An 11412-nucleotide genomic window follows, 5' to 3' on the forward strand; every position below is an offset into this window, starting at 1 on the left:
TCTCATCCGTCACTCTTGACCATATCAGATCTCATGGAGGGCTGACAATGGGGAATCGAAACAATTGTTGGAAATACCTTATCCTCTTTATCATAATTACAGGATTTGTAAGTGTGCAGGGTTCTGCATTGAAGGCTGATGCACAAATCGGACCGATTCAGGGAACAGCCCCGCTCAATGTCATGTATACCGATACATCAGTGGGAAAACCGATTGAATGGCATTGGGATTTTGGAGATGGATACACCGGGGACGGCCCACGAACGATGCATACCTATATGGCACCAGGAATATACACCGTCTCTCTTCTGGTCATTGATAGTCAGGGAGCATCAGACACCGCTGTATTCAAAAACTTGATTTCAGTCTCTGCCAATCCGTTTATGCCGGTAATTCCCATTGCTGTTCCATCCTTTTCTGCAGATTTTACCGGAGGTCCACAGACAGGGCCTGCGCCATTGGCAGTATCTTTTACTGATATGTCAAAAGGAGAACCAAAGACATGGGTATGGGATTTTGGGGATGGAACGACATCCAATGATAAAAATCCGGTACATATTTACTCATCCCCGGGAACCTATACGGTCATCTTAAAAATTTCCAAAGATTCTAGTACCGGGATGAAAGAACGGAAAAATTATATTACTGTGACAGCAGGTTCTGCCATACCGGATAACCAGGGGATTTCATCAGCACCTGTAACTCCATCAAGTGTCAGTACTCCTGTCCAAAGCGCACCAATATCAGATATATCTGAACCGGAACCCTCCTTTATGATGAACACCGTTTCAGATACTAGTAGTACTTGTGATTCAAGATTATCAGTGATATCAGAATCTGAATCTGTTCAATCAGGTGAGAATATCCAGATCACCATAACCGAAGACCCTCTTGAAAAGGTATACTTCTGGATTACATCAAATAATACATCTTCTGAAACGTTCACGTATCCTCTCATCAGTGATGAAGATATGATATTTGATCACCCTGAGGGACCGTATACCATTGGTTCTTTTATACCTGACAAAAAATCCGGCACATCTCTTTCAGAACTGACTGGTAGTAATCAAACACCAAATGCAACAGGATTATATGGCCTGATGGCACTGGATAAAAATGGTACCCATACCGTGACCATTGATACCAGTAAAGCTTCACCGGGAGTATATTCCATGAATGCAATTTCAGGAGAATCAATGAAAGAAAATGATTGTATGAGCACGCTGCAGGTGACAATCCTCTAATTAATACATACGTTTTGTATAATTGAATGAAGAGTTACACATTAAAAATTATCTTACAGGGGAGATTTTCATGAATTTAAAACGAATTATTCAACTGACCGGAGTGGCTGTGTGCATACTCCTTCTGGTGGTCTGGTGTGGATCGGCATTCTCAATGTCTTCAGGAATATCGTCAACCAGTTCATCAGGAGGGTTTTCATCCTCCAGCAGTTCATCTAGTAACCTTGGCTTTAGTACATCTACCCTGGTTATGACCGGAGGAACACCATCAAAACCGGCCGGCCAGCAGACTTCAGGAGGTCCGGGGACCATCCCGGCAAATGAGATAATTCCTCCACAATGGAAACCCGGAACACGATCCGGAACATTTTCTGACCCAATTACACAAACGAACTGGTTCTTTGATAATGTTCTTCAAAAATTCTATTCGCCAACGTATGGATGGTTTTTAATTACTCAGTATACGAAAGAAGGAAAAATGTATGCACAATTTTATTATGATCCGAAGTCCGGTGTATTTATTGATATGAAAACCGGGGGAGCAATCATGAATTCTGCCACGCCTTCCCCAATTACCGGGCCATCCGGACAACAAGGACAACAAACCGGAACAACGCCACCTCCTGCCCAGACCATCTCTCCTTATACCGGAGCATCGCCAATCGTTGCGGCAGGTCAGTCACCGACAGTACCGTCATCGACTGCAACACATCCATGCAGAATTATCTGTACATCCTGTCCTTCAGGTTTTTGTGATGACTGTAATCAGAATGGAGTCTGTGATGATTCGGAATCATCAGGAACAATAGTAGCCGGAGCAAAACCAGATACACAGACGGGAGGTGTAAGTGAAGAGCCTCAGACTCCTATACAGATTAACCTTCCGATCACCCCATCTGGTACGTCATCCGGTGTATCTGCCGAAGGGGGTCTGAGTGAAACCCCGCAATCAACGATAAATTACCTTAAGTCAGACCTGATTATTCCACAAAGCGGGATCCGATCAATAGGTACTTGTGATCCTGATCAGGATTGTGAATACTGTCTTGATATTGATGACGATGGGACATGTACGATGAATGATTATGCCATTATTCTCTGTAATGAAAAATGGGGTCTTGATTATATGGGAAGCAGGGATAATATCTGCGATTCTGATATTCTCTTAATCATGAACTGTTCTGAACCATCTGAATGTACCTTTGCTGAATTCTGCATGGATTCTGATGGTAATGGACAATGTGATGAAGAATTAACGAAAGACACTCAAATCTAATATAATTATCATTTTTTTACGTAACCGTACAAATTTTTATTATATCGGACATTGATGAAGAACACATGGACTTACCTATTGACAGTTATGATGAGATGAAAAGAGGGGCAAAAAATTTTCTGTCAGAGTTATTTTTTAAATTCATAATTATTTTTTTATTCATCCTTTTTTGTATTTCTCCAGGTGCAGGAGCAGGTCAGGCATATACAATCGGTGATGTAATAATGAAAACCGATCAATTACGGAATCTGACCGGAGCAGACGGGTCAGGTATTGGCGTGGGAGTCATCTCAAATGGAGCACGAGGACTTATGCAGGCCCAACAATCAGGAGATCTTCCAGAGGACATTCTTATTCTCATGAACGGGAAAGGGAGTGAGGGAACAGCGATGATGGAGATCATTCATGATATTGCTCCTGGCGCACCTCTCATATATCATGATTTTGGTGGGGGTGCACAAAATGATTTTATTTATGCCATAGAATCGCTCATAGATGCAGGTGCCAGAATTATTGTTGATGATGTCGGTTTTTTACAGGTACCATATTTCGAAGACGGGTATATTGCTCAAAATATAAATCGGATTTTAGAGGAACATCCTGAAGTCATTATTGTGAGTGCTGCCGGAAATAATGCTGAAATTCATTACCAGGACAAATTTTCCGATGACGGAACCGGTTATCATTCATTTAATGGTATGAAAGGAATTCCCATTGCAATTCAGCCGGGTGGTATGTTTTCCGCCTTTTTACAATGGGATGATATGTATGGCAGCTCGGTAAATGATTACAATTTGTACCTTGAAGAAAATGGAGAGCTCATTGCACTGAGTGAGCGGGTTCAGGATGGCACAACCATTCCTGAAGAAAAATTCACCTACATCAATGATGGCATGCATCTGGTTCAGGGAGAACTCAGAGTTAAAAAAGAAAACCCGTCGGCAGAAGATAAAAATATTGAGATTTTCATCAATGCACAAAAAGATAAGGTGTACATAAACAGAGAACATCTGGTCATTGAGGATTCCATTATCGGACAGGCAATAGTTCCAAAAGTAGTATCTGTGGCTGCAATTTCTCCGGAAAAAGTCAATGCCATTGAACGATATTCATCACGAGGATTTGTGACCGTAACATATCCAGAGAACACCGTCAGACAAAAACCTGATATAACCGGGATAAGTAAGGTTGCTGTTTCAGGGGCCGGGGGATTTCCAAAAATATTTCCCGGTACAAGCGCAGCTGCTCCACACATTGCAGGGTTGCTGGCACTTGAATGGAGTCTTTTTCCTACCATTCCTGCTGATGATATGAGAGATGCCCTGCTTTCCACAACCCTTGAATTAGGAGAACCGGGTTGGGATTCTGCTTTTGGGTATGGATTGCCTGATGCAATGAAAATGTATGAAAAATTAAAAGGATTATCCCCAAATAATCCTTTGGATCCATCGTTGGCGCAAAAACCGATACGACAGATACAATCAGTGATAGAACCACCAGTGATGGTATCTGGTTCAGGTGAGATTACCGGTCCAGTTATTATAACCGCACCTGGGATTTATACTCTTGGAAAGGATATCTCTCACTCAGCCGGATCCATTATTACCATCATGTCTTCTGATGTGACCATCCTTGGTGCAGGTAAGAAAATTGAGGGTTTGAGTGTCCAGTTTATTGATAATGCACCAATTGATCAAAATGCAATCCTTATCCAGCCCCCGGATTCAGGAAAATTAAAGAATATCGTCATTAAAGATATGGTTATCGAAGGTGCGACAAACGCAATCATCGGGAAACAACTGGATCAACTCACTATAGATGGATGTACGCTCTCTCACAACGCAATCGGAATTAGTCTGTATGGATCTGATAATGGAGTGATAGAAAACTGTCTCCTGTCAGGAAATTCATATAAAGGACTTGCCATTAAAGATGGTTCATCCAATAACCTGGTCAAAGGAAACACCATTGAGAAAAATCTCTATGGAATCGATACCATTGGGAGTGTAAACACAATAATGGAAGACAATATCATCCGGGATAACAGACGGGAGGATATATATACTCTAAAGAATGCAGAACCCACAGCAGTCCCTACGGGTCTTCCCACAGGAGTTGTCCCCTGCCCTGATCTGAATTATGACGGGATATGTGATGATCCAAACGGAACACCTGAACCAACCAAAGCTCCAGCAAGTTCTTCTGTACCATTTTCATATTCAGAGGAAATATCGATGACTACTATCTATACATACCCGACGTATTATCCGACATATCATCCAACCAGTTACCCGACCCCATATCCAACCGGTTGTTGCGGGTATTAATCAATTTAATCTTTTCTTTTTATACATCACCATTTATCTCACCATACGTTCATAGAACTGCAACATATCTCTCTTCTAAAATTAAGTGGGGTTTGGTAACAGAATGCCCATCTGATACCATTCCTCTCGCGCAATTTTATAACATATATAATGGGTCATTATTTGACAATGAAAAATGAAAACCTGTCATGGGACAGAGCATAAGAAATCATAACCAAATGGAAACGACAATCCTGATAATAAATACGCAAAAAAAGACCAATTCAGCAGACGAGAGTACATCCAATAAACAGGGTCAATTATTAGATATATCTATTATAGCCTATCCTATATACCCATCCGGGTATTGTCATGATTGCAATAAAAATGGCGTATATGAAGAGAAGGAACAGGTACAAATATCTTATCAGCCATCCCTTCACCATTCCTGAACCTTCACCTTGAAACGACAACTCCTGCTATTCCACCGGTCAGTATTCTTTAGCAAACATATAAATTGTAAATCAATCCGGGAAAGACACATTCACTATCCAATCCCAGTAAGTACCACTATTATTGGCAAAAACAAACACCTGTACCAACCTTTCCTCCTTCACGTATCCCTACTCCCACACAGCCCTCTCTACGTGAACACCCTCAGACACCACCAGTCCAGATTAACCTGACTCAAAATGTCTTTTTTATGAATGAAACAGGTACGCAGGATGAATATGATGAAAGAAAGTAATTCAGAGCACTCTTTTGTACCACATATTACCAACCGGAAAGGCACTGTGTAAAGTCATCAAATGCCCTCCTGGGGGAGGGGTATCTTCTCTCCTGATGAAACAAAAACCTCATTCCGGATACTTCTAAATGTTATCTTATCCGATACAATGACTCGGAGTTATAGTGTTATTGTATCGATTGTAACAAGGATTTCACCAATGATTTGGATAAACCCCTTATTCAGAACTGTCATCCGGATGATATATGCAATGAGGTGGATTCATGTGATGATAACAACATGGGGAGGAATAACATCACCATGCCTTCAGACCATACCTTTGTATTCTCTCAATGAAAAAAAGACCAGTACCTCTCGGAAATGATAAACCATGACAATAAAAAATAAACAGACAAAACAGAACAGCTTTATAAAATATCTCATAATTTTCGCCATTATCGTAACTCTTTGTTACCCTGTTTCAGGTGCAGGTTCAGTCCAGACTGCAGGAGATGGCATACTAAAGACCGATCAACTGAGAAATGCCACAACTGCAGATGGAACTGGTGTCATCGTTGGAGTAATTTCAAATGGGGCAAAGGGCCTTTCGAATGCCCAATCACTGGGTGACCTTCCGGAAAATGTGATTGTTTTAAAGGATGGAAAGGGTGCAGAAGGAACGGCTATGATGGAGATTATTCATGATATTGCTCCAGGTGCAACTCTGATCTATCATGATCTTGGGGGAGGCACAGGAGAGAATTTTATTAAAGCTTTTAATAATCTCATCAAAGCAGGCGCAACAATCATAGTTGAGGATGTTTTCAATTATGAGGTGCCCTATTTTGAAGATGGATATCTTGCGCAAGAGGTATCGAGAATTCTTGAGGAAAATCCGGGTGTACTGATTGTCAGTTCTGCAGGTAATACCGCAAATTCCCATTATCAAGGAACCTTTACTGATGGGGGGGACGGGTATCATTCATTTAATGGTTCAACAGGAATTCCTTTAGAAATTCAGCCAGGTGGAAGAGTCAAAGTGCATTTACAATGGGATGATCCATTTAATGCAGCATCAAATGACTTTGATCTTTTTATCCATGATCTCCAGAGTGATTCTGATATTGCAATTTCCAATAAGGTTCAGACAGGAGAAGAGAGACCATATGAAAAAATTAATTATCAGAACGTAGGAGATAAAACTCAGAAAGCAGAAATTAGAGTCAGGGCGAAAGAAGGAAAAGGTGAAGGATCAAACATAGAACTCCTCCTTGAGTCTGACCCGTCACGTGTCACGGTAGGAAAAGAGTATTTAAGTCTTGACGACTCGATCATTGGATGGGCGGCCGTTCCAAATATTATATCAGTTGCTACTGTTTCTGCAGATGATAAAAAAATACAGGAATTTTCATCACGGGGCACAGTCACTATTATACACCCGGTCCCTGCTATCAGAGATAAGCCGGACATTACGGGTGTAGATGCTGTTGAAGTATCAGGATCAGGAGGGTTTCCGAAAATATTCACCGGGACAAGTGCTGCAGCACCACATATCGGAGGATTACTTGCATTATTAAAAAGTCTGTATCCTTCTGTATCAAATGAAGAATTGCGGGAGGCCCTCTATCATAGTGCAATCGATATGGGAAGCCCCGGATGGGATCCCGTATATGGATATGGTCTTGCAGATGCTCTTTCAATGGATAATTATCTGAAAAACTCCGGGAAAAACCAGGAATTTACCGGAATGAATCAGACAACGGTTCTCCCTGAGATCACCGGCACTCCTGAACCAGTGCAGACGAATGAATATATTATTACAGAACCAGCAGTACTCTCTCATCCTGGATCCTATTCACTCGGCTCCGATATCATTGATTATTCAGAATCTATTCTGACTATTACCGGTTCAGACATCAGTATTGATGGAAAAGGACACACAATTTCAGGGATTTCTATCAGGTTTGGAACAGAAGGGCCAGTATTACAGACTGGAATCCTTATCTGGTCACCTGAAAACAGACCTGTCACCAACATCTCTATAACCAACCTCAATGTGACTGGAACATATACTGGTATATCTGCAAAAAGAGTTCAGAATTTGATGATAGATTCATGCAACCTATTATATAATACGAAGGGAGTTGATATCTCCAACTCTCAAAATGTCCATATTCAAAATTCATTATCCATCGGAAATGGATTTGCAGGTGTTCACGCTGATGCTGATTCAACAGATCTCATCATTGAAGATAATCAGATTATGAAGAACCTGTATGGCATTGTCCTTGATGGATCAACGTCAGGATTGATTCGGAAAAATCTTGTCACGGATAATTATTATGATGGTATAAAACTTGATCATGGAGCCAGTGTTATAACAATCGATAATAACTTTTGTGGAGGGAACAGAAATGGGGGTATAACTGTATTATCCGGTCATAAAAACGTAATCACGAATAATACATGTGAGAAAAACAATCCATCAGGAATACTGCTCTCAGAAAGTTCAGAAAATACCATATCAGGAAACCGTCTGATTCGAAATATCCGGGGTTTAAATAATTATTATTCTGATAATAATATAATAACTTTTAATGAAATCATCGGAAATGATGCAACCGGCATCATGCTTCAGCCCTCCGGTCATAATTCCATTTCAGATAATCGTATTATCGCGAATTTTGCAGAAGGTATTTTGATTACGAATGCTGTCGGTTCAGATCAGATAAACCGGATTACGAACAATTATCTGGAAAATTTCCAGAATGTTCATATTCAGGAAGGAGGAAAACCGAATTTCCAATGGAATGAACCATTGGCAGCGGGTACAAATATCATCGGCGGCCCGATGAAAGCCGGTAATGTATGGGCTCTCCCTGATGGGAAAGGGTACTCCCAAACCTGTCAGGATAAAAATTCTGATGGTATCTGTGATCTTCCCTATATGATTTATACGGGGAATTCTGATGAATTACCGTTACGGTATACCGGCGAGTCTTTATCCCCTCAGGTCCTGGCAGAACTTGGACCTCTTCCTGAGCCCAAAACTGCTGATGATTTTGTAACGAGAGGAAAAATTCTGATGGGTAGCAGTGACTATCTGGAAGCTATAGAAGCATATGAGAATGCAATCGCACTCTCTCCAACCAACTATCAGGCATGGCGTGATAAAGCACTTTGTCTGAAGGAATTAAAGCGATTTGATGAGGCGATGCAGGACCTGAATACCATTCTGAATATTTATAAAGAGAAACCTGAACTCTGGTCTACCGCAGGGGATATTCTTTTGGTTGATATGCAAAAGTATGCCGAAGCTATTCCTTTCTTTGAAAAAGCAATATCACTTGACAACCGTGATACTCATTCACTGGTTAATCTGGCATTTGCTTATGATAAGACGGGACAATCAGAACGGGCACTGGATCTCTACCGGAAAGCTCTGGAGATTAATCCATCACTGACGGATGCATGGAATAAAGCTGGGAATATTCTTACTCGCGCAGGACAATACGAGGAGGCTGTAAAAATGTACGACAAAGGTCTCTCGATTGACCCTGGAAATGCGTTTATCCTTAATAACAAGGGATATACCCTGTTTTTAGCAGGCAAATATCCTGAAGCGGTCGAATCCCTTGAGAAAGCAGTTATTCTGGATCCAAAATATAAATCAGCCTGGAAAAACCTGGGTGATGTATTGAAAGCAATGGGGAGATTTAGTGAATCAGAGAAGGCATATGCCAATGCTGCATGATTGATCAGCATTGCATAATACTTTTTTACTAGAGGTACTGATTTCAATATATGAAGCGGATTACCGTATTCATGGTTAGTGTATTCATCATGGTTCTCTCTCTGGTGGCGACTGGATCAGCCTGGTACTCATCCAGCTTTTCTTCACAATTTCAGTCGTCTTCAGGTTGTGCATGGGATCCATGGTTTGGAACACAGTGTGGATATTCTCAGAGTTACAGCCAACAGTCCAGTACTTCATATGGAGGAATTTTTCCATGGGGAACGGGATGGGGAGGGAGGTATTCATTCTCGTCCTGGGACTTTGGAAGTTGGGCATTCATGGCAAATGGAACACAGATAGAAGATGTTACCGGTGTATGGGATACAGATCTTCTTGGTGAGATGAATCTGAAACTGACTGGTGATGACATCATCCGTGGTTCATATAAGAATGGTGATAATCAGGGATACCTCCAGGGTAATTTCAGTTACTCAAATGAAACATTACCTGCCATGGATGGTATCTGGTGGGAGGAGCCAACATATCAGCCACCCTACTCAGCCGGTGTCATGACGATTACATTCCTGAACTCCACAGCCCTTGAAGGAATCTTCTCATACTCTGATGGAACATGGGGGCCATTCACCGGAACAAAGATCAGTGGCAACCTCACCGAAGAGACGGAGGCAATGCTTCTTGATATGCCAGAAGTGAACTGGACTCTAAATTATGATGAAAAGAAAGAACCCCTGGTCAGCAACCCACCGGAAGAGAACCCGGTGATGCAACCTGGCGAAGAAAAAACTGTTTAATTTTTATTAAATTTTACCTTATTTTTCGCATCGTGTATATGATATAAATCCATTTATATGAACTTTATACGTGTAAACTTAATTTACCAACATTATTTATCAGTTTTTAATCTGATTATTCCTGGATTTTCAGCATTGCACTATAAATATAATGATAACATAAATTCTCCATAATTTACAAAATTAATCGGGTGAAATATATGGGTAGGCAGGGAACTGATGATTCCATGTACGCAGCTGGTTATGATTACCTCCAGTCTGAAATAAAGAAAGTTATTGAATTTCATAAATCCGGTTTATCAGATACCAGAGTGGATTTAAGCAGGATGACTGAAAATGACCGTGAGATTGCTTCCCTTTTCAATGATATGCTGGATGTATATCTGAACAATCTCGATAGTATCCGTTCATCACTTGGTTCGATTCAAAAAGGAGATTTTCAGACAGAAGTAATGAAACTTCCAGGAAAATTTTCTGATATTACTGATACCATCGAATCTATACGTTCAAGCCTGTTTATGCTGGAAAAGGACATTGCCCGGTTTTCAAATACCTTTGATCAGGGTGATCTTACCCTTCGCATTGATACTGCAAAATACCGGGGGGGGTTTGCTGATATTGTCGAGCATCTTGATCAGGGCATTGAAGCGGTTACTATTCCTGTTCGTCTGGTATCTGCCGGGATTTCAGATTTTGCTGCAGGGAAGATTCCTGACATCAATGATGAAAACCAGTTTAAGGGAGAATTTAAGAGACTAATTCAGAACCTAAACCAGATCATCCGTGTTTCCAGGATGCGGGGAGAGGACGTGAATAATCTCATCCGGTCAGCAGAGGAGGGTATTCTCGATGCACGAGCTGATCCTACAAAATATCCTGGTTATCATGGAAATTTGATTGCAGGAATGAATAAAATACTTGATGCATATCTTGGTCCCCTGAATGTTTCTGCTGAATATATCGACAGAATCAGTAAAGGAGATATCCCGCCAAAGATCACAGAGGAGTACAAAGGAGACTTCAATGAGATTAAAAATAACCTCAATGCTCTCATTGATGTTGTCCATATGAGAAATGATGACATCAAGATGCTCATTGATGCTGCACTCCAGGGGAAACTCGATGTCAGGGCTGATCATACACGGTATCCGGGCGAGAACGGACGGATGATCAAAGGCATCAACGACATGCTTGATGCATACATCGGACCAATCAATGTTTCTGCTGAATATATCGACAGAATCAGTAAAGGAGACATCCCGCCAAAGATCACAGAGGAGTACAAAGGAGACTTCAATGAGATTAAAAATA

5 protein-coding genes and 1 pseudogene are annotated in these 11412 nt (G+C 41.1%); all 6 read left to right on the top strand.

The genetic code is table 11. From position 1 onward, the window contains the following. The coding region (locus PLA23_RS05430) for a PKD domain-containing protein (protein ID WP_324474315.1) at positions 1–1244 on the top strand (1244 nt) is incomplete at its 5' end. 70 nt (positions 1245–1314) lie between these two features. Next, the gene (locus PLA23_RS05435) at positions 1315–2520 is read left to right on the top strand and encodes a hypothetical protein (protein WP_324474317.1); all 1206 of its coding nucleotides are present in this window, start codon (positions 1315–1317) and stop codon (positions 2518–2520) included. A gap of 65 nt (positions 2521–2585) precedes the next feature. Further along, positions 2586–4847 (top strand): S8 family serine peptidase, encoded by a 2262-nt coding sequence (locus PLA23_RS05440; RefSeq protein ID WP_324474319.1) that lies wholly within the window; start codon positions 2586–2588, stop codon positions 4845–4847. Between the two features lie 1097 nt (positions 4848–5944). Next, complete coding sequence (locus tag PLA23_RS05445; protein WP_324328184.1) at positions 5945–9307, top strand: NosD domain-containing protein; 3363 nt, start codon at positions 5945–5947, stop codon at positions 9305–9307. Between the two features lie 50 nt (positions 9308–9357). Next, positions 9358–10101 (top strand): hypothetical protein, encoded by a 744-nt coding sequence (locus PLA23_RS05450; RefSeq protein WP_324328186.1) that lies wholly within the window; start codon positions 9358–9360, stop codon positions 10099–10101. Positions 10102–10301: 200 nt separating this feature from the next. Further along, positions 10302–11412, top strand: a pseudogene (locus PLA23_RS05455) (methyl-accepting chemotaxis protein); the annotation flags it as partial.

This window comes from Methanospirillum sp. (assembly GCF_035406105.1).
Taxonomy (GTDB): Archaea; Halobacteriota; Methanomicrobia; order Methanomicrobiales; family Methanospirillaceae; genus Methanospirillum.